Here is an 18825-nt window from a genome sequence, read left to right on the forward strand (position 1 = left end):
GAGGTGAGGACAGTGACAACGAACGAGAACATTGTCGTGCTGGACGGCGACACTCTCGACATTCCGGGCCTTCGCCGGATCGCCGAGGACGACACCGCCTGCGAGGTGTCGCCGTCGGCGCTCGCACGAGCGGGCAAGAGCCGCGCGATGTTCGAGGACATCGTGCGTCAGGACATCCCCGTGTATGGGGTGACCACCGGGTACGGCGAGATGATCTACATGCTGGTCGACCCGTCCAAGGAGGTCGAACTCCAGACCAACCTGGTGCGGAGCCACAGCGCCGGCGTCGGCCCGCTGTTCGCCCGGGACGAGTCGCGGGCGATCGTGACCGCTCGGCTCAACGCGCTGGCCAAGGGCCACTCCGCGGTACGCCCCGAGTTGCTGGAGCGGCTCGCGCTCTACCTCAACCTGGGCATCACCCCGGCCATCCCGGAGATCGGTTCGCTCGGCGCGAGCGGGGACCTCGCGCCGCTGTCGCACATCGCGTCCACGGTGATCGGTGAGGGCTACGTGCTCGACGGCACCGGCAAGGTGCCCACCGGTCAGGTGTTGCGCAAGCACGGCATCGAGCCGTTGGAGCTGCGTTTCAAGGAGGGGCTCGCGCTGATCAACGGCACGTCGGCGATGACCGGTGTCGGCGCGCTCGTGGCCGACCGGGCCATGACGCAGGTACGCCAGGCGGAGATCGTCACCGCCCTGGTGATCGAGGCGCTGCGGGGCTCGATGAGCCCGTTCCAGCCGGAGGGGCACGACATCGCGCGACCGCATCAGGGGCAGATCGACACGGCGGCCCACCTGCGGGCGCTGATGCGCGGCAGTCTGTCGACAGTGGAGCACAGCGAGCTGCGCAAGGAGGTGGCCGCCGGTAAGGAATCCGGCAAGGACGTCACGCGGACGAAGGTCTACCTGCAGAAGGCGTACTCACTGCGGGCCATCCCGCAGATCCTGGGCTCCGTGCGGGACACGCTCTACCACGCCATCAACAAGATCGGCATCGAGCTGAACTCGGCGAACGACAACCCGCTCTTCTTCGAGGGCGAGGAAATCTTCCACGGCGCCAACTTCCACGGACAGCCGGTCGCGTTCGTCATGGACTTCCTCACGATCGCGCTGACCCAGCTCGGGGTGCTCTCCGAGCGGCAGTCCAACCGCCTGCTCAACCGGCACCTGAGCTATGGCCTGCCGGAGTTCCTGGTCACCGGTGATCCGGGCCTGAACAGCGGTTTCGCCGGCGCCCAGTACCCGGCGACCGCCCTGATCGCGGAGAACCGCACCATCGGGCCGGCGAGCACGCAGAGCGTCCCGTCCAACGGCGACAACCAGGACGTGGTCAGCATGGGGCTGATCTCCACCCGCAACGCCCGCCGGGTGCTGCGCAACAACGACACGATCCTGGCCCTGGAGTACCTGGCCGCGGCGCAAGCCGTCGACATCTCCAAGCGGTACGGCGACCTGAGCCCGGTCGCCAAGGCCACCTACGACCACGTCCGGTCGATGGTGCCGACGCTGGACCGCGACCGCTACATGGCCGACGACCTGGAGACCATCACCGCCGCCCTGTCCCGCGGCGAGTTCGCCGCCGCGGCCGTGAGCGCTCAGCAGAGCGACCTACGGTGACCAGGCCCTACACCGGCGCGGAGTACATCGAGAGCCTGCGTGACGATCGCGAGATCTACCTCTACGGCGACCGGGTCAAGGACGTCACGACGCATCCGGCGTTCGCCAACGCGGTACGCATGACCGCGCGGCTCTACGACTCGCTCCACGACCCGGCCACCGCACCGGTGCTCACCGCACCGGTGGACAGCGGCGGCACGGGCTTTACCCACCGGTTCTTCACCACGCCGCACAGCGCCGAGGACCTGGTCGCCGACCAGCAGGCCATCGCGGCATGGGCCCGGATGAGCTACGGCTGGATGGGGCGCAGCCCGGACTACAAGGCCTCCTTCCTCGGCACCCTCGGCGCGAACGCCGACTTCTACGGCGAGTACGCGGACAACGCCCGGACCTGGTACCGCCGCTCCCAGGAGCAGGTGCAGTTCTGGAACCACGCGGTCGTGCACCCCCCGGTCGACCGCAACCGGCCGCCCGACGAGGTACGCGACGTGTTCGTCCACGTCGAGCGGGAGACCGACTCCGGTCTGATCGTCAGCGGCGCGAAGGTCGTCGCGACCGGGTCCGCGCTGACCCACTTCAACTTCATCTCGCACCACGGGATGCCGGTCAAACGGCGGGAGTTCGCGTTGATCGCCACGGTGCCGATGGGCGCCCGCGGGATGAAGCTGATCTGCCGGCCGTCATACGCCGCGACGGCCGCAGTGATGGGCAGCCCGTTCGACTACCCACTGTCGTCGCGGCTGGACGAGAACGACACGGTGCTCATCCTGGACAAGGTCGAGATCCCGTGGGAGAACGTGTTCGTCTACGGCGACCTTGGCAAGGTGCAGATGTTCGGCGGGCGCTCGGGGTTCACCGAGCGGTTCACGTTCCACGGCATGACCCGCCTGGCGGTGAAACTCGAATTCATCGCCGGCTTGCTGGCCAAGGCGTTGGACCTGACCGGTACGAAGGACTTCCGGGGGGTGCAGAGCCGTCTGGGTGAGGTGCTGGCCTGGCGCAATCTCTTCTGGGCGCTGTCCGACGCCGCCGCCCGTAACCCCGTGCCGTGGAAGAACGGGGCGGTGTTGCCGAACCCGGAGTACGGGCAGGCGTACCGGTGGTTCATGCAGGTGGGTTATCCCCGGGTCCGCGAGATCATCATGCAGGACGTGGCCAGCGGGCTCATCTACCTCAACTCCAGTGCCGACGACTTCAAGAACCCGGCGATCCGCGGATACCTGGACCAGTACATGCGGGGCTCCGACGGCAGCACCGCGATGGAGCGGGTGAAGCTGATGAAGCTGCTGTGGGACGCGGTCGGCACCGAGTTCGGCGGCCGGCACGAGCTCTACGAGCGCAACTACTCCGGCAACCACGAGAACACCCGGGTGGAGATGTACTTCGCGCAACTCGCCTCGGGGCAGATAGACGGCTACAAGCGGTTCGTCGACGAGTGCATGAGCGAGTACGACATCGACGGCTGGACCGTGCCGGACCTCGCGTCCTTCGACCACCTGCGGTGGGCGCGCAACGATCTCTCCACGACGTGAGGAGCGCTGATGTTGCAGGACAAAGTCGCCGTGGTCGCCGGTGTGGGGCCGGGGCTCGGACGGGCGATCGCGCTCGGCTGTGCCCGGGCCGGTGCCGACGTCGTACTGGCCGCACGTAACGAGTCGGTCCTCGCCGAGGTCGCCAAGGAGGTCGAACAGCTCGGCCGGCGGGCGCTCGCGGCGCCGACCGACCTGACCGACGACGCGGCGGTCGCCGCCCTGGCCGACTCGGCGCTGGAGGCGTTCGGGCGGGTGGACGTGTTGGTGTACAACGCGTTCGCGGTGCCGGCCTTCGCCGAACTCACCGCGATCGACGTCGACGCCGTACGGACGAGCCTGGAGACCGACGTGTTCGGGGCGCTACGGATCACCCAACGGCTGGCCCCGACGCTGACTGAGCACAACGGCGCCATCGTCATGATCAACGCGATGGTGGTACGGCAGTCGAAGCCGACGTTCGGCGCCTACCGGATGTCGAAGTCCGGTCTGCTCGCGCTGGCGCAGAGCCTCTCGACCGAGCTGGGCCCATCAGGCGTGCGGGTGAACACGGTGATGCCCAACTACGTCTGGTCCGACGGGCTCCGCGGCTACTTCGCCTACCTGGCACAGGAGCGTGGCATCACCGAGAAGCAGGTCTACGACGAGACGGCGGCGAGCCTCGACCTGCGTCGCCTGCCCGAGGCGGACGAGGTGGCCAACGCCGTCGTCTTCCTCGCGTCAGACCTGGCCAGCGCCATCACCGGGCAGTGTCTCGATGTGAACGCCGGCGAGCTGCATCGCTGACAGATCGGGGCGCAGCACCCCGGCGCCCCCGAGATAGACGTGCCGCACGGCCGCTCGCGGCCGTGCGGTCAGCACGTGGGCCAGCATCCGCACGACCCGGGGCAGCGCGCCGGGCACGTCGATCTCGGCGGCGCACAACAGGGGTACGTCGTGCAGGCCGACATGCCGCGCGGCGACCGCCGGGAAACAGCTCACCAGGTCGGGTGTGGCGGTGAACAGGATGCTGACGAGGTCGTCCGGCGCCAGTTCGTTGCGCCGGACGACCTCGTCGAGCAGGAGCCGCGTACCGGCCCCGACCACGTCCGGACTGTCCCGGTCGACCTGGATCGCGCCCCGGATGGCCCGCAGGGTCGGTGCCGTCATCGTCGTACCCCCGTTGTCAGCGCGTCGCGGCGGCGAACTGGCCGGGCTGGCGGCCCGATCCGGCCGGACCCCGGTACGCCTGCGCGATGTCCAGCCAGTGCTCGGCGTCCGGGCCGACCGCGCTCAGCCGCAGGTCGTCGCGGTGTCGCCGGCGGGTCACCAGTAGACAGAAGTCGACCGCCGGGCCGCTGATCCGCTGGTCCGCATCCGGCGGGCCGAACGTCCACGTGGCGCCGGACGGGGCGGTGAGGGTGTAGCCGAACTCCACGTCCGGAACCTCCTCCTCACGGGCCAGGTAACCGAAGTCCCAGGTGCGTGCGGCGAATTCGCACAGGTGCCGGATCCGGTCGGTGTGCCGGCGCTCGACGCCGAGTGCGTCGGCGACGTCCTGCCCGTGGCCGAACAGCTCCATCATGCCGGCGCCCGCCAGGATGGCGGCCGGCATCGGACGGACCAGCCACGGCACGATGTCGGTCGGCGCGTGCGCCGCCAGGGCCTTCTCCGCGGTCGACCGCTCCTCCTGCCACTTGGCGAACAGCGCCGGCGGTGGGGCGGCGAGGTACGGGGCCATCGCGGCGGCGACGTTGGACTCGAAGCTGCCGCTCATGGAGGAGAGGAACCGGCTGAACGTGTCCGGGTCGGACGCCGAGAGCCCGGCCAGGCGAAACACCGCGGAGAGGTGGGCCACCTGGTGGGCGACCGTCCAGCCGACGGCGGGCGTCTCGGTGCGCCAACCGGCGTCGTCCAGGTCGGCGATCAGCGCGTCGAACGCGTCGCCCTCGCTGACCAGATCGGCGAACACATCGGGCTGTGCTGACATGTGGTTCTTCCTTCCGCTACAGGGCTCGTGTCGTGCCGCGGAAGGGGACACCGGTGTTCCCGCGGCCGGACGGCTGGTGCGCGGTGCGCGCCTGTGGAGCAGGTCGGATCAATCATTGGACGGGGAGCCCCGCTTCGTCGTCTCGCTACGTGCGCGACCTGCGCGGATCCGCCACTGAACGCACTCTCGGAGATGTCCGTCCGGTGGCCGATCGGCCAACCTAATCCCTATGAGCGACCCCACCACGATGAGCCCGCGCGAGCTCGCGGTGTTCGTCAAGCAGACCCCCAACGGCGAGCTGCGCCGGCTGATGCACAGCCCGCGGCGGACGGACGTCATCGACGAGATCTTCACCAACATGCCCCAGGTCTTCCGCGCCGATCGTGCCGGCGCGCTCACCGCCGTGATCCACTGGCGGATCGGCGACCGGCCCGACGGCGGCGTCGACGTCTACGAGATGGTCATCGCCGACGGCGCCTGCGTCAGCACACCGGGCAATGGTCGACACCCCGATCTCACGCTCTCGCTGGGTGGGGTCGACTTCCTCAACCTCGTCACGGGCAACGCCCACGCGGTGGCGCTGGTGATGCGCGGTCGCCTCAAGACCAAGGGTGACCTGGCCCTGACCGCGAAGTTCCCCACCCTGTTCGATCCGCCCCGAGGCTGACCGGAGGCCGAGAACGACGCCGATGACTCTCGCAGTCATCGGCGTCGTTCGGTTCGGGGGCGCCGGTCGGGTCAGGCGACGCGGTCGCGCGGGCAGTTCTGGTAGACGGCGAGCAGCCACTCACCGTCGTGGTTGACGAGAATCCACGACGCGCGGATCGCCGCCCGGTCGGGCAGGGTCGTCTCGCCAGCCGGGATGACACCACCCTCCGTGATCAGCGCGACCGCACCCGGGGCCAGCGCCTTGATCTCCACCGGCGTGCCGGTGACCCGGGTGCCCTTGAAGGGGCCGCCGAACGCGGTCGACATGAAATCGCGAATGTTGTCCTTGCCCTGGCGGTAGACACCCGGTAGCAACATCGACCCGTCGTCGACGAAGATGTCCGCGAACGCCTGCGCGTCCTGAGCCGCCCACGCTTTGACCAGGCGGCCGGGTACCGCCGCTATGGCCGCTTGATCGGCGCCGGAGATGCCAGTCACCAACGGTGCGGAGGAACTGGTGGTCATCGCTGGTCCTCGATTCTTGGATGGTGGCGTAGAGACCGGTCGGTGTTGCATACCGACGTTGCCGAGGCTAGTGCTGGCAGTGGCCGTTCCGTTCTCCTGGAATGCGCGTTGGTCGCATCCAACTCGGCATTCTGAAAGAAGACTGCGCACCGCTGTCAGCGGCATGCTCGGATGGCCACGACAACCACAGTTGAATCCGATCGGGGACTTCGACAGGAGGACAGCCCGTGACCGGGCACCGTCGCGTGATCTCTGGCATCGTCGTGGACGAAGACAACCACCGGGCTCCACCCGGTCAGCCCTCGCCGGGGCAGCTCATCGCACGCCGCGGCGGCTCACGCCCTGTCGGCGGCGGCCTCCGCGCGAGCGGGGCGCTCGGATGAGCCCTTGCCGAGCCACTGGTATACGTAGTGCTCGCGCGCCATCCGGTGCACCGCGGTCAGGGCGACCTCCAGCAGCACGGCTCGAACCACCGCGGCCGCCCGATCGACGTCCGCGTCGTCGGCGGGCAGCAGGGCCATCTCCTGTTCCACGAGCTGCTCGGCCATCGCCGCGTACGGTGCGAAGTACTGGATGCTGCAGTCGCAGCCGAGCCGGCGCAGCGCGGCGACGACCTGCGCGAGCTGGGCGCGGCCGGCCGCGTCGGGGTGCACCGCCCAGCCCAGCTCGTCAATGAACTGGTCGACGTCGGCGGTGGCGTCGGACAGATTGACGGCTTCGCCGCTGAGTGAGTGCACCACCTCATAGAGCCCGGCCAGGGGAAGCTGGCGGTCCTCGATGCTCGCGAGCAGTTGCCGGACGGTCGACAGGTCGAGCTTCCCGACGTGGGTCAGCGCACGGATGAGTTGCAGGCGGCGCAGGTGACGGTCGTCGTAGTCGGCCTGGTTGCGACCGGTGGGTCTACCAGGGGGAAGGAGCCGCTCCCGGAGGTAGTACTTGATTGTGGCGACGGGTAGGCCCGTCTCCTTGCTCAGATAGGAAATGCGCATCGGTTCCCCCAGGTAGACCCGTCATGTCGACCACTCTTCGATGAGCCGGTGTCGTTGAATACGACCGCGTGCCCGTGCACACCGGAACGGGGCACGGGCACGGGTGGGTGATTTCGGTCAGGCGGCCGGACGGTCGACCGACCGGGCCGGAAAGCGTGCGGAGAGGATGGTGGCGGCCCGAGCCTTCTCCTGGGCGGCGACGACGCTGAGCGCCACCTTGCGTGCGTCGAGGAGAGCGAGCAGGACCGGAGGGTCCAGGGCCGTTACGGGCTGGAGATTGACATCCACCGTGAGCACGGTGTCGTGGGCGATGGTGAGTGGCCCGTGGGTGGCGACGGAGATGGGACGACTGTGCGGGTCGGCGGCGATCTCCGTGGGATCGCCGGTGACCGACTGGGCCAGCAGGTACCAGGTGCCCGGCGGCACGCCGGTGAAGTGGAACAACCCGGGACCGGACAGGATGGTGCATCGGATCGGCCGGCCCTCGGGTATGCGGTCCGGGAAGAGACCGACGAACACGAGACCCGGGCTGGCCTGGCTGGACGGGTGCACCTGGCCGTGGATGCTGGCCGTCGATGGTGTGCCCGCGGCCGGCGTCGGCGCCACGGGAACGTGTGGGGCGTACCCGGCCAGCTTGCGGTACGCCGTCGGTGACATTCCAACGCTCTTGCTGAAACGCGAGCTGAACGTCCCGACACTGTTGTAGCCGACTCGCACGCTGATGTGTGCGACGTTGAGCGACGTCGAGACCAGCAGATCCTTGGCGCGTTGCAACCGGAGTGCCGACAGGAAACGACCTGGCGACACTCCGGTTGCGCGCTGGAAAATCCTGGTGAAGTGGAATTTGCTGAACATCGCCGCTCGCGCCATGTCGCTTACGGTGATTTGCTCGCTGAGGTTCTCGCGCATTGCCTCAATTGCGCGCTTCGCTGCTTCCTCAACCGCGTCCCCCACGATTCCTCCCCAGCAATTCGTGAGAACAGCTTGCCGGTCTCACCAAAGGCGTAAATTAATATCTGAGATACGCCTCTCGGTCACCGCCGGTGTCCGGTTGGTGATGCACCGAGATCCATGTCGACGTTAGTCGATCCCGCCCTCGGCCGCAACACTGCAGATTTGCTTGGATACGGAGCGCAATCGTGGAGTAGGGGTGCCTCCGTGGTAGATAGTGATAGTCTCTAATACACGTCCAGGAGTTGAGATAGCTCAAAGGGTGCGTAAAGTTCAATCTTCCGCGTTCTCCAATCTTCGCCCGGAGCATCAACCCGCGGGAGCGGGGACGGCGGGCACCGTGGCTGGGGCGGGCAGCGTGCCGTTGTAGCTGACCGGAACCCCTCGCGCGCGGGCCGCGGCGACGATTCCCGGCATCGCCCGCTCGGCCAGCGCCGCGATCGTCAGGGCCGGGTTGACGGTGAGGGCGCCGGGCACCGCCGAGCCGTCGGTGACGAAGATGCCCGGGTGGTCGCGCAGTTCGTGTCGGTCGTCGAGGGCCGAGGTCGCCGGGTCGTCGCCGATGCGGCAGGAGGCGAGCGGATGCACGGTGTACGCGCCGACCAGGTCGTTGGTCCAGGGAGCGACCCGGGCCAGTCCGTCCCGTTCGAGAATGTCCTTGACCTCGGCGTCGGACAGCGACCACCCGCGCCAGGTGTTCTTCGTCGGCTCGTAGCGCAGCGGGCCCACTCCGAGCATCTGCTGCGACAGCCGATGCGCGTTGCCGGTCTCCGGTGGTGGCCCGAAGACGCCCTCGTTGTCGTCCTCCGACATCGTGAAGATCGTCAACCACGACTGCCACTGGCGCAGCATCTCCTTCTTCTCCAGGCCGAACCAACTCGGCCCGGTCGCGCCCGGAACCTGCGCCAGAATCGTGCCGAGTCCGGGCGGGAAGTAGAGCTGCTCCAGGGAGAAGCGCTCGTATTCGGGAAGTGAGCCGTCGAGCTTGTCCCAGGAAGCGACCGTAGGGCCGCGTCCGATCTGATAAGCGGAGTACGCGCGTCCGTCGGGTCGGCTCAGGCCGAGCACGTCGCGTACCTTTTCTTCATCGAAAATAGCTGTATTCAGCCTTTCGCCGTTACCCGAGAAATATCGGCCAACTGCGTGTGGCATTTTCCCGAGGTGTGGCTCCGAACGTTGCAGAATGACTGGAGTGGCGCCGGATCCGGCGGCGACGACGACAATCTTCGCGTCGATCTCGCCGGATTCGTGCAGAATTCTGTAGTCCTCGCCGTCAACAACCCGGTAATGCACCCGATATCCACCGTCGGGTGTCCGGGACAGATGCTGCACCTCGTGCAGCGGGCGGATTTCGGCACCGTGGTCGAGAGCCGCCGGTAGATAGTTGAGCAACAGCGAGCGCTTGGCGTCGAACCGGCAGCCGGCCATCATCCAGTTGCAGTTCGTGCAGAGGTCCACGTCGATCGCCGCCGGCGCGGGGTTGGCGGTCCGTCCGGCGTGCCGGCACGCCGCCCCCCAGAGTCCGCCGGCATAGGGGATGCGGTCCCAGGTCTGTTGGGTGATCGGCAGCGCCTCCGCCACCCGGTCGTACCACGGGTCGAGTGTGTCGCGGTTGATCGCCGCCGGCCACATCCGGCGGCCGATGCTGCCCTGCCGCTCGAAGACGAACCGGGGCGCCCGTGGCATCGTCGCGAAGTAGACCACGCTGCCGCCACCCACGCAGTTGCCGCCCAGGATGCTCATGCCGTCGCCCACGACGAAGTCGAAGATCCGGGTGTACGACTTACCGAGTTCGAAGTCGTGGTCGAACTCGTCCGCCCGCAGCCAGGGCCCGCGCTCCAACACCACCACCCGGGCGCCACCGGCGGCGAGGTGATAGGCCGCGATCGCGCCGCCGAACCCGCTGCCGATGACGAGGATGTCGGTCGATTCCGTCGCGCTCATGCGGGGCTCCCCGTCGCTGTCGTTTGTGGATGGTGGTCGGCGAGTTGCCGTCCGTAGCTGAACTCTGGAAACCGGTAGATGCCGTCGGCGTTCGGTTGGGAATAGCCGATCGTGAGAAGCCCCGGATGACCGGTCGCGAAGGCCGTCGGGGTGCTCATGTGTGCCGCGCTGTCAAAGGCCATGTTGCAGAAGAGGGCAAGGCTCACCCACATCTGCTTCTCGGGATGGCCGGGGTCGGTAAGGATGCGCACCAGCGCGGTGCGGTGGTCGAAGGACAGCGCCACGAACGACGGCACCGACGCATCCAGGCTGAGCCCGGTTTCGTGCGCGTAATCGTCGGCGTGCTCGTTCAGGGTCACCACGAGGGAATCGAGCGCTTCGGCCAGACCGCCGGCGGGCAGCTCCAGTAGTGCGAGCGCGCCGGCCGCTACCGCGCCGGCGCCGGTTGCGGCGCCCGCGATCGCCCGATCGTCCGGCCAGCGTTTCTCTCCTGGAATGATCGTGTCGGCAAAAGCCTCGATCGTGATGGTCTTGTCTGGAACTTCCACGAAATGCCTCCAGGCCGCAGATTCATCGCTGCGGACATTGTGTTCCCGTCGCCATCCGTGCCGTTCTTCCGTCGTGCCGTCGGTCGACCGCGCACGCCTGAAGACGAACCGCCCGAGCACCCGCGCGCACGATGGAACAAACCTTGGGAGGTACGAGCGACATGCCGATGCTGGGTGCGATCCGCCGGATGGCGCTGACGCCGTCGCTGGCCGACGTCACGTTCGAAGGCCGGGGCTTCCCGGTCAGACCGAGCCCGACAACCGAACGTCTGGAGGCGATTCCACAGGCGGTGATCTGCGGCTTCGAGTGGGGTATCGAGGCGCGTGACCAGTGGGAACTGGAGCGACGACTGGAACTGGTCGACCAGGAGCAGCGCGGCTTCGCCTACGAGGGCGCCACCATGGCACTCACGGTCCGGGACGCCATGCCCGGCGGGCGGCGCCACCAGGCCCGGGACCTGCTGAGCGGCCCCGGCCTGCCGCACACCTTCCTGACCTACATCGGGATCGGCTTCGCGATGGCCCGGTTACCCCGTCCACTGTGGAAGAACGTGCTGCCAGACCTGACCGGCACCCCCTACTACCCGACCATGAGCTGGTTGGCTGTCGACGGCTACGGCTTCGACCGTGCCTACTTCGAGACCGACCGGTGGGTGGGGCAGCAGCGCAGGCTGCCGCCGTACCCGTGGCTCGGCCGCGCCGACTACTTCCCGCGCGCCGTTGACCAGGGAATTGGTCGCGCGCTGTGGTTCATTCACGGCGGCGAACCCGCAGACGTCACGGCGGCCGTCGAACGGTTCGCCCCCGAGCGGCATGCCGACCTGTGGAGCGGGGTCGGTCTGGCCGCGACGTTCGCTGGCGGCACCACACCCGAGGGGCTGCGGCACCTCCGCACCGCCGCCGGTGCGCACCGCGACCACCTGGGGCAGGGCTCGGTCTTCGCCGCAAAGGCGCGTACCTTCGCCGGCTACCTGCCCGAACACAGCGAGGCGGGTGTCACCATCCTCGCCGGCCTGCCCGCCGAGAAGGCCGCGCTGCTGGCCGACGAGGTCGCGGCCGTGGGCTTCGCTGACACCGAGGAACCCGACTACGAGGTGTGGCGCCACCGGATCCGGGCCCGCCTCGCCGCCATTCACGATGAGGACAGGAGGGTTCGATGAGCGTTTGGCGCAGCCTGCGACGCAGGGTGCTGACCCCCGACGTCTCGGCCACCAGGATGGACGTCCGCGGCTTCCATGTGAAGTCCGCCGCCGGGCGGGAGCGGTTGGAGACGGTCGGCCGCACATTCCTCGCCGGGTACGCGTTCGCGGCCGAGGCGAAGCGGCCCACGGATGCCGAGCCGTCGCTTGAACAGGTGCCCACCGGCTATCGCGGCTTCGCCTACGAGGGCGCCGCGATGGCCCTGGCGATGCGCGACGGGTTACCCGGCGGCGGGACCCGGCATGTCGCCGACTTCCTCGACGGGCGGGCCCGACACCACATCTACATGGTCTACGTCGGGGTGGGCTGGGCGATGGCCCGACTTCCCCGTTTCCGCTGGTCCACCCTGCACGCCCCGGACCCGCTGCTGCGCTGGCTGGTCCTTGACGGCTACGGATTCCACCAGGCCTACTTCGTCACCACACGCTATGTGCACCAGCAGTTCCGCGACGAACGCTTCCCGTGGCCGGGTCACCCCTACGCCAACAGCGCCATCGACCAGGGCATCGGCCGGGCGTCGTGGTTCGTCGGCGGCACCGACCCCGAGACGGTGGCCGGCCTGCTGAACCGCTTCCCGGAGGCGAGGCGACCCGACCTGTGGGCGGGCACCGGCCTCGCCGCGGCGTACGCGGGCGGCGCGTCGGACACCGAACTGCGCCGGTTGTGGGACCTGGCCGGCCCGTACCGCCCGCAGCTCATGCAGGGCGTCGCCTTCGCGGCGGCGGCCCGGGTCAAGGCCGACCTCGTTCAGCCGCACACCGAGCTGGCGACCGAGCTGCTCTGCGGCATGTCGCCGGCCAGCGCCTCGAAGGTCACCGACGAGGCGCTTGTCGGCCTTCCCGCTGACGGGCAGATCCCGGCGTTCGCGGTCTGGCGCGAGCGCATCGCCGCGGCCATGGTCGCCAACTTCGGCAGCTGACCTGCGGCAAGGGGCCCCGCCGTCCGGCGGGGCCCCTTCTGCTTGTGATGGACAGCCCTCGCCGCTCACCTACCGCGGGTCACGGTCAGCCCGGTGGCCCGGTGGCCCGGTGGCCCTGTGAGCTGGTCGCCGGCGCTGCCGGAAGATCACGGACGCTGGTCGGGCGCGTCGGACGCGGCCCGGTAGGGCCGGCGGAGGTACAGCAGTGCCAGCACGACCACCACGGCCAGCCCGTCGACGAAGAGCAGGAAGGCGCTCATCGGGTCGATCGAGTGTTGGTGAGCGGCGAGCGCGTCGGCGGTGGCCTGCCGGACGACCTCGGACGGCGCCGGAGGTGGCACCCCGGTGCCCACGCTGAAGCGCAGGCTTCCGGTGGCCTCGCCCCCGTTGGCAAGCGCCATGTGGAAGGCGACCGTGAGGTTGCCCGGCCGGACGACGGTGATCGGCACGGTCACCGTGCGCTCCGGGCCCTGTCGCGCGTCGCCCGACTGGATCGGGTTGCCCGCGTCGTCGAGCACGGCGACGTGGGAGAGCGCCAGGTCCGGCGCATCAGAGAAGGTGAGCGCGACGGCCGCGGGCGCCGCCGAAACGGCGGCACCCGCGGCGGGGTCGCTGGTGATCAGACCGCCGTCGGCGGAGGCCGACGACGCGACGCTCGAAAGCAGGAGGACGAAGAGCAGCAGCGCCCCACCTCGGCGGACCACGTCAGGCCAGCGACGCTATGGGACGCGGCGCGCAGCTGCACCGCATCGCCTCGGCTTCGACCCGGCTCGGCCGCAGGTGGTAGTAGACCGCGACCAGCATCGGGATGAAGACGATCGAGTTGTAGAACAGGTGCAACTCGACGCGGGGCATGACGAGCTGCAGGACGCTGGTCGGCACCGCGGCACCGAAGAGATTGAAGCCGGCCTGCACCTGGATGAGGAGGAGCAGATGCTCGATGTGGTGCCAGAACTGGATGGCGAGAGCGATCGTCCACCAGGTGCGGGCCCGACCGACGAAGCCCGGCCGGAGCAGGAAGAGCCCGACGAGCATCACGATGGCGTAGCCGTAGTGCAGGTACTCCGAGGTGACCAGCCACGGCCAGAACTGTCCGAGCACGCCACGCGACGCGGGTCTGGGCATGTCGAGCACGAAGATCTGGTACGCCTGCACGAGGTGTTCCGCCCAGTGCGCGATCACGATCACCATGAAGGTGTTCAGGGCGGCGCGGTGGTGCCGGCCGTTGAGGGACGCGAGGAAGCCCGACCTCGGTGGGGCCGCAACAGCGGACATGGACACTCCATTCGTCAGTGAGCGTGGCCCGGCGCTTACGGTAGTCAATGGGTGGCCGAAGAATTTCTTTGTACGTGCTCTCGTGCCCGACCCGGGCCCGGCCGAGCCGGCCGCTGTTTTGTGGCCACCACATGGTGTTCGTGCGGATCCACCCGATACCGCAAGTTCGGAGACGGCACCGGCCCGTCGGCATCGACATCCTTGGGCTTGCGGTCGAAGGGAGAGCGTCGTGGGCATGATCATGATTCGAGGCACCCGCCGGGCCGCGGGGACGGTACGGCACGTCACGCCGGTGCCGATCGCCGTGGCCGAGGGACTGGTGGCCACGGTGTACGAGCAGGTCGAACGCGACTTCGGAATGCTCGCCCCGCCGGTTGCCCTGCACTCACCGGCCCCCGAGCCACTCGCCGCGTGCTGGATGATCCTGCGCGAGACGCTTGTCGCCAGGGGTGCCGTCGACCGGGGAACGAAGGAGGCGGTGGCGACCGCCGTGTCCATCGGCAACGCCTGCCCCTACTGCGTCGACGTGCACAGCTCGACGATGCACGGCCTGGCTCGCGGGCGGGAGTCGGCGCAGATCGCCTCGGGCAACCTCCACCAACTCGTCGATCCGGGCCTGCGGGCGGTCGCGAGCTGGGCACGCGACAGCGGGCACGCCGCCGCGGCGGTCCCGGTGCCGGCCGCGGCGGTCCCCGAGGTGCTGGGCGTGGCGGTGGTGTTCCACTACATCAACCGCATGGTCAACCTGTTCCTCCCCGAGTCGCCGTTCCCGCCGCGGCTGCCCGGCGCGGCACGGACGACGGTCCGGAGAGTGTTCGGGAAGTTGATGGATCTGCGCGGCAGCGGGCCCGAGCCGGGGGCGGCGCTGGCGCTGCTCCCAGCGGCGCCGGCGACAGCGGTGCCGGATTGGGCCGCCGGCAGCCCGAGCATCGGCGACGCGTTCGCGCGGGCCGCCGCCGCCTTCGACCGCGCGGGCCTGCGTTCGGTGCCCGGACCGGTGCGGTCGCTGGTCACCGATCGGCTGGACGCCTGGGACGGGCGGCCTCCCGGGGCCAACCGCGGCTGGTTGAGCGAGGCGGTCTCGGCGCTCGCGCCGGCCGACCAACCCGCCGGCCGGTTGGCCCTGCTGGCGGCGTTCGGTCCATACCAGTCGATCGAAGCCGACTTCGACGCGCTGCGGGCGACGGGAGTTGGCGACCGCGAGCTGATCGAGGTCACCTCCTGGGCGGCGATGAAGGCGGCGCTGCGGGTCGGCACGCTCGGAGTGGGGTCGGCGGCGTCACCGGCGTGATGCTAGTGCGACGTCCACACCCTCAACGGAGGTAACCATGGTCGCCGCCCGCGTTGTCTCGTCGGTCGTTCAGCGCCAGGTCAAGTACGTGACGCCTGTCGCACCCACCGCAGCCGACGGTCTGGTGGCCGAGGTCTACCGGCAGGCCACCGACGAGATGCGCCTGGTCGTACCGCCGCTGCTGCTGCACTCGCCGGCCCCCCGGACACTCGCCGCCTACTGGATGCTGATGCGCGAGCCGCTGATGACCGGTGGCGCCGTCGACCGGCTGGCCAAGGAGGCGGTGGCGTCGGCGGTGTCGGTGGCCAACATCTGCCCCTACTGCGTCGACATGCACAGCACGGGGATGTACGACCTGTCGACCGAGCATGACGCCGAGGCGATCGTCGCCGACCGGGTCGAGGACATCGTGGATCCGCGGGTGCGTACGCTCGCCGGCTGGGCGCGGGTCGCCCACCAGCCGGCGGTTTTCCCGGCGTTCGACCTGACGCTCACCCCGGCGGAGCGCGCCGAGTTGGTGGGCGTCGTGGTGGCGTTCCACTACCTGAGCCGCATGGTCAACGTCTTCCTGTCGAGTTTTCTGCTGCCACCGCAACTCGGCTCCCGGGCCAAGCGGAGGATGAAGCGCGGCGTCAGCCGGTTGCTGCACGACATCCTGCTCGAGGAGCACCCGGCCGGTCGCTCACTGTCCCTGCTACCCGCGGCCGACCTGCCGCCGGAGGCGGGCTGGGCCCTGGGCAGCCCGGCGGTGGCGGATGCGGTAGCTCGCGCCAACGCGGCCTTCACCGCTGCCGGGGAACGGTCGGTCCCGCCGCGGGTGCGCGCGCTCGTCGCCGCGCACCTCGACGCCTGGCAGGGCGCCGACACCGGCCTGAGTCGCGAGTGGTGCGAGCGGGCAATTGCCGACCTGCCGGAGCCCGACCGGTCAGCGGGTCGGCTCGCCCTGCTGGCGGCCTTCGCGTCGTATCAGGTCGACGAGGAGACCATCGCGGAGTTCCGAGCCTGGCACGAGGGCGACGCCGTGCTGGTCGAGACGGTCGCCTGGGCCAGCTTCGCCACCGCGCTGACGGTCGGCAGCCGACACCTTCGGTAGTCGGCCGGAAAACACAATTATCACCCGGGCCGGTGCCCAAAGAATACCGGCGTATGTCCGGGTATTGAGCGCACCGCACGAACGAAGAAGCCCCCAGCACAGACGAAGAAGACATCGTTAAAGGCCCCTGCGACGCTCTATCCAGCGCGCTCACCGAAATCGGTGAGTCGGGATGTGTGGTGATAGGCCATCGCCAAACTCCCTGTTCGAAGGGGTCGGAACTGGAAACTCGCGCTCACGGCTATCGGTGCTGATGCCCGTTCCGTGGAGCCGTCCAGGCATCGGTGAAATCCCATTACCAAACCGATGGTAATGGGATTACCGGCCCCGTACCCGTCCGTCACAATCGGAGGTCAAGTAGATGTCGCAGAAGGGTTCATGGCTGCATCGGCGGCTACCCGCAATCGTGGCGCTGGCCCTGGTCGCCCTGCTCTTCCAACTGGGGCGGTTGCCCTCCGCCTCTGCATCCGAGCTGGCGCAGACAGCGAGCGGGTTCGCGTTCCAGCCGGCCTCGATCGCGATGCCGGGGGGCTACCCGCAGCAGACCGTCCGCAAGGTCAACCAGAAGTACCAGGACATCAACGCGTGGATCTCGTCGGTCGGCTCGGGCGTCGCGATGAACGATCTCGACGGGGACGGGCTGCCCAACGACCTGTGCATCACCGATCCCCGTATCGACCAGGTGGTGGTCACCCCCGTGCCCGGCCCCGGCACTCCCCGCTACGCGCCGTTCGCGCTCAACCCGGCGCCGCTGCCGATGAGCGACACGATGGCGCCGATGGGGTGCGTCCCCGGCGACTTCAACGAGGACGGCCGCACCGACGTGCTGGTCTACCTCTGGGGACGTACGCCGATCCTCTACCTCGCCAAGGCCGGCGCGGTCGGCCTGACGATGAACACCTTCCGACCGGTCGAGGTGTTGCCCCAGTCGCCCGGTGACCGCTACGACGGCCCTCAGTGGAACACCAACACCGTCGCGGTCGACGACTTCGACGGTGACGGCCACGTCGACATCTTTGTCGGCAACTACTTCCCGCACGGCCCGGTCCTGGACGACACCAAGAAGGACGGTGTCGCGATGAACCACTCGATGTCGCAGGCGTTCAACGGCGGCGAGGACTACTTCTTCCGGTGCACCGGCGCCACCGCCGGCACCGAGCCGACGGCGACCTTCGAACTGGTCAGCGACGTTCTTCCGCGCGCCGTGTCGAAGGGCTGGGCCCTCGCTGCGGCCGCCAACGACGTCGACGGTGACCTCCTGCCGGAGCTCTACGTGGCCCACGACTTCGGCCCCGACCGGATGCTTTACAACAGGTCGACCCCCGGCAAGATCGAGTTCGCTCCGGTCAAGGCGGTTCGTGACCCGCTCGTCCCCAAGTCGAAGCGGGTGGGGGCCGACTCGTTCAAGGGCATGGGCGTCGACTTCGGCGACCTGGACGGCGACGGCCTCTACGACATGTACGTCAGCAACATCGCCACCACCTTCGGCCTGGAGGAGAGCCACTTCGCCTTCGTCAATTCCGCCAAGGACCAGAAGGACCTCCGCACCCACCTCGACGACGGCACCGCCCCGTTCAAGGACGAGAGCGCGCCGCTCGGGCTCGCCTGGTCCGGCTGGGGCTGGGACGTGAAGATGGCGGACTTCAACAACAGCGGCGACCTGGTCGTGGCGCAGACGACCGGCTTCGTCAAGGGCGAGGTCAATAGGTGGCCGCAGCTGCAGGAACTCGCGATGTCCAATGACAACCTGCTCAGCAACACCACCTGGTGGCCGCACCTGCGCCCCGGCGACGACATCGGCGGTAGCCAGCGGTTGCACTTCTTCGTCAAGTCCGACAGTGGCCGCTACCTGGACATCGCGCCGCGGCTGGGCCTCGACGCACCGGTGCCGACCCGCGGCATCGCGACCGGCGACGCCGACGGCGACGGACGCCTCGACTTCGCGGTCGCTCGGCAGTGGGACGAACCGGTCTTCTACCACAACCAGAGCCCGAACCCCGGCGCCTTCCTCGGCCTCCGACTGACCCACCCCGCCCCAGCCGGCGCGACGGCCGCGACCGGCACCGCTGGTTCGCCAGTCGTCGGCGCCCAGGTCAAGGTCACGACGGCAGACGGTCGGGTGCTGCTCGGCCGTGTCGACGGCGGCAGCGGCCACTCCGGCAAGCGCAGCAACGAGGTCCACATCGGACTCGGCAAGAACGTCACCGGCCCGGTACGGGTCGAGCTGAACTGGCGTGACCGCACCGGTCAGCCGCATCAACAGGAGCTTTCGATGACCCCGGGCTGGCACTCGCTCGAGCTCGGCGCCCAGGCCCAGGAGAGGTGAG

The 18825-nt window shown here is 68.9% G+C and carries 18 protein-coding genes; 9 read left to right on the forward strand and 9 right to left on the reverse strand.

Annotation, left to right across the window (positions count from 1 at the left end):
• The first annotated feature begins 12 nt into the window (after window positions 1-12).
• Genes cmdF through ACIBD9_RS18595 form a run of 3 tightly spaced genes read left to right on the forward strand, consistent with a single transcriptional unit; the run spans window position 13 to window position 3932 of the window.
• A complete protein-coding gene (cmdF, locus tag ACIBD9_RS18585) occupies window positions 13-1617 on the forward strand; it encodes a tyrosine 2,3-aminomutase (RefSeq protein ID WP_396719159.1) in 1605 nt (534 codons plus the stop codon).
• Entirely contained in the window at window positions 1614-3149 is a 1536-nt protein-coding gene (locus ACIBD9_RS18590) for a 4-hydroxyphenylacetate 3-hydroxylase family protein (RefSeq protein WP_396719161.1), read from the forward strand. Before cmdF ends, ACIBD9_RS18590 begins: the two co-directional genes overlap by 4 nt.
• Before the next feature lie 6 nt (window positions 3150-3155).
• Entirely contained in the window at window positions 3156-3932 is a 777-nt protein-coding gene (locus ACIBD9_RS18595; RefSeq protein WP_396719207.1) for an SDR family oxidoreductase, read from the forward strand.
• On the opposite strand, the gene aroH is transcribed toward ACIBD9_RS18595, so the two are convergent.
• Window positions 3867-4295: a chorismate mutase gene (gene aroH, locus ACIBD9_RS18600; RefSeq protein WP_396719163.1), complete on the reverse strand. Its 429-nt coding sequence runs from the start codon at window positions 4293-4295 to the stop codon at window positions 3867-3869. The genes ACIBD9_RS18595 and aroH overlap by 66 nt on opposite strands.
• A gap of 16 nt (window positions 4296-4311) precedes the next feature.
• On the reverse strand, window positions 4312-5115 hold the full coding sequence (locus ACIBD9_RS18605; protein ID WP_396719165.1) for a TIGR03084 family metal-binding protein: 804 nt from the start codon (window positions 5113-5115) through the stop codon (window positions 4312-4314).
• A gap of 229 nt (window positions 5116-5344) precedes the next feature.
• Between ACIBD9_RS18605 and ACIBD9_RS18610 the strand changes: the two genes are divergently transcribed.
• Window positions 5345-5782: an SCP2 sterol-binding domain-containing protein gene (locus tag ACIBD9_RS18610; protein ID WP_396719167.1), complete on the forward strand. Its 438-nt coding sequence runs from the start codon at window positions 5345-5347 to the stop codon at window positions 5780-5782.
• Between the two features lie 71 nt (window positions 5783-5853).
• On the opposite strand, the gene ACIBD9_RS18615 is transcribed toward ACIBD9_RS18610, so the two are convergent.
• The 5 genes from ACIBD9_RS18615 to ACIBD9_RS18635 all read right to left on the reverse strand — a co-directional run bounded on the left by ACIBD9_RS18615 (window position 5854) and on the right by ACIBD9_RS18635 (window position 10720).
• The gene (locus ACIBD9_RS18615; RefSeq protein WP_238660999.1) at window positions 5854-6288 is read right to left on the reverse strand and encodes an SgcJ/EcaC family oxidoreductase; all 435 of its coding nucleotides are present in this window, start codon (window positions 6286-6288) and stop codon (window positions 5854-5856) included.
• A gap of 335 nt (window positions 6289-6623) precedes the next feature.
• Entirely contained in the window at window positions 6624-7277 is a 654-nt protein-coding gene (locus ACIBD9_RS18620) for a MerR family transcriptional regulator (protein WP_396719170.1), read from the reverse strand.
• A gap of 117 nt (window positions 7278-7394) precedes the next feature.
• Window positions 7395-8186 (reverse strand): AraC family transcriptional regulator, encoded by a 792-nt coding sequence (locus ACIBD9_RS18625; protein ID WP_274527817.1) that lies wholly within the window; start codon window positions 8184-8186, stop codon window positions 7395-7397.
• 351 nt (window positions 8187-8537) lie between these two features.
• Entirely contained in the window at window positions 8538-10172 is a 1635-nt protein-coding gene (locus ACIBD9_RS18630; protein ID WP_396719172.1) for a GMC family oxidoreductase N-terminal domain-containing protein, read from the reverse strand.
• Window positions 10169-10720 carry a DUF5987 family protein gene (locus ACIBD9_RS18635; RefSeq protein WP_396719174.1) on the reverse strand — a complete coding sequence of 184 codons (552 nt, stop codon included), beginning with the start codon at window positions 10718-10720 and terminating at the stop codon, window positions 10169-10171. The genes ACIBD9_RS18630 and ACIBD9_RS18635 overlap by 4 nt, the downstream gene beginning before the upstream one ends.
• 161 nt (window positions 10721-10881) lie before the next feature.
• On the opposite strand from ACIBD9_RS18635, the gene ACIBD9_RS18640 reads away from it, so the two are divergent.
• On the forward strand, window positions 10882-11880 hold the full coding sequence (locus tag ACIBD9_RS18640) for a DUF1702 family protein (protein ID WP_396719176.1): 999 nt from the start codon (window positions 10882-10884) through the stop codon (window positions 11878-11880).
• Complete coding sequence (locus tag ACIBD9_RS18645) at window positions 11877-12839, forward strand: DUF1702 family protein (RefSeq protein ID WP_396719178.1); 963 nt, start codon at window positions 11877-11879, stop codon at window positions 12837-12839. Before ACIBD9_RS18640 ends, ACIBD9_RS18645 begins: the two co-directional genes overlap by 4 nt.
• Window positions 12840-12985: 146 nt before the next feature.
• Here the strand turns inward: ACIBD9_RS18645 and ACIBD9_RS18650 are convergent, their stop codons facing one another.
• Both ACIBD9_RS18650 and ACIBD9_RS18655 read right to left on the reverse strand, forming a co-directional pair.
• On the reverse strand, window positions 12986-13543 hold the full coding sequence (locus tag ACIBD9_RS18650) for a copper resistance protein CopC (protein WP_396719180.1): 558 nt from the start codon (window positions 13541-13543) through the stop codon (window positions 12986-12988).
• Between the two features lies 1 nt (window position 13544).
• Window positions 13545-14114, reverse strand: a complete 570-nt coding sequence (locus ACIBD9_RS18655; protein ID WP_396719182.1) for a hypothetical protein — start codon at window positions 14112-14114, stop codon at window positions 13545-13547.
• A 235-nt stretch (window positions 14115-14349) separates the two neighbouring features.
• Here ACIBD9_RS18655 and ACIBD9_RS18660 point away from each other — a divergent pair, with 235 nt between their 5' ends.
• From ACIBD9_RS18660 to ACIBD9_RS18670, 3 genes are all read left to right on the forward strand, one after another.
• Window positions 14350-15405 carry a carboxymuconolactone decarboxylase family protein gene (locus tag ACIBD9_RS18660; RefSeq protein WP_396719184.1) on the forward strand — a complete coding sequence of 352 codons (1056 nt, stop codon included), beginning with the start codon at window positions 14350-14352 and terminating at the stop codon, window positions 15403-15405.
• A 37-nt stretch (window positions 15406-15442) separates the two neighbouring features.
• Window positions 15443-16498 (forward strand): carboxymuconolactone decarboxylase family protein, encoded by a 1056-nt coding sequence (locus ACIBD9_RS18665; RefSeq protein WP_396719186.1) that lies wholly within the window; start codon window positions 15443-15445, stop codon window positions 16496-16498.
• Between the two features lie 361 nt (window positions 16499-16859).
• Window positions 16860-18824: a CRTAC1 family protein gene (locus ACIBD9_RS18670; protein ID WP_396719188.1), complete on the forward strand. Its 1965-nt coding sequence runs from the start codon at window positions 16860-16862 to the stop codon at window positions 18822-18824.
• Window position 18825: the final 1 nt, after the last annotated feature.

Origin of the sequence: Micromonospora sp. NPDC050784 (assembly GCF_044456765.1) — a bacterium.
GTDB classification, from domain to species: Bacteria; Actinomycetota; Actinomycetes; order Mycobacteriales; family Micromonosporaceae; genus Micromonospora; species Micromonospora foliorum.

Coding starts and splice junctions, on each gene's coding strand:
- ACIBD9_RS18640 (WP_396719176.1), top strand. CDS start 10,882: ATGCCGATGCTGGGTGCGATCCGCCGGATGGCGCTGACGCCGTCGCTG.
- ACIBD9_RS18660 (WP_396719184.1), top strand. CDS start 14,350: ATGATCATGATTCGAGGCACCCGCCGGGCCGCGGGGACGGTACGGCAC.
- ACIBD9_RS18630 (WP_396719172.1), bottom strand. CDS start 10,172: ATGAGCGCGACGGAATCGACCGACATCCTCGTCATCGGCAGCGGGTTC.
- ACIBD9_RS18625 (WP_274527817.1), bottom strand. CDS start 8,186: ATGCGCGAGAACCTCAGCGAGCAAATCACCGTAAGCGACATGGCGCGA.
- ACIBD9_RS18615 (WP_238660999.1), bottom strand. CDS start 6,288: ATGACCACCAGTTCCTCCGCACCGTTGGTGACTGGCATCTCCGGCGCC.
- ACIBD9_RS18620 (WP_396719170.1), bottom strand. CDS start 7,277: ATGCGCATTTCCTATCTGAGCAAGGAGACGGGCCTACCCGTCGCCACA.
- ACIBD9_RS18610 (WP_396719167.1), top strand. CDS start 5,345: ATGAGCGACCCCACCACGATGAGCCCGCGCGAGCTCGCGGTGTTCGTC.
- aroH (WP_396719163.1), bottom strand. CDS start 4,295: ATGACGGCACCGACCCTGCGGGCCATCCGGGGCGCGATCCAGGTCGAC.
- ACIBD9_RS18655 (WP_396719182.1), bottom strand. CDS start 14,114: ATGTCCGCTGTTGCGGCCCCACCGAGGTCGGGCTTCCTCGCGTCCCTC.
- ACIBD9_RS18665 (WP_396719186.1), top strand. CDS start 15,443: ATGGTCGCCGCCCGCGTTGTCTCGTCGGTCGTTCAGCGCCAGGTCAAG.
- ACIBD9_RS18645 (WP_396719178.1), top strand. CDS start 11,877: ATGAGCGTTTGGCGCAGCCTGCGACGCAGGGTGCTGACCCCCGACGTC.
- ACIBD9_RS18670 (WP_396719188.1), top strand. CDS start 16,860: ATGTCGCAGAAGGGTTCATGGCTGCATCGGCGGCTACCCGCAATCGTG.
- ACIBD9_RS18605 (WP_396719165.1), bottom strand. CDS start 5,115: ATGTCAGCACAGCCCGATGTGTTCGCCGATCTGGTCAGCGAGGGCGAC.